Source organism: Bacillus pretiosus, from assembly GCF_051294775.1.
Taxonomy (GTDB): Bacteria; Bacillota; Bacilli; order Bacillales; family Bacillaceae_G; genus Bacillus_A; species Bacillus_A wiedmannii.
Genome location: NZ_JBPPHF010000644.1, coordinates 1 through 280 on the forward strand (window position 1 = coordinate 1; position 280 = coordinate 280).

1 protein-coding gene is annotated in these 280 nt (G+C 32.5%); it reads right to left on the reverse strand.

Features of this window, described 5'->3' with window-relative positions:
- Positions 1-280: spermine/spermidine synthase domain-containing protein (locus tag ACSG5Z_RS32515; RefSeq protein ID WP_503827202.1), on the reverse strand; the 280-nt coding region annotated here is incomplete at both ends.

Genomic DNA, 280 nt, shown 5'->3' on the forward strand with positions numbered 1-280 from the left:
GTTTCAAATTTCAAAACTTCTCGTAAAGCAAGACCATCGCCACCACCTAATATAAGAACACGTTTTGGATCAGTTACTTTAGACATAATTGGATGAACAAGTGCTTCATGATAAATTTGCTCATCGACGGAACTAAATTGTAGTTGCTTGTCCATATATAAACGAACATCGCTTACTTGTAACAAATTAATATTTTGGTAATTACTTTGTTCTGTAAATAAACTTGTATGTTCACCAGCTTGTATTTCTTTGAGAGAAATTTCATCCCATATATCTAAGC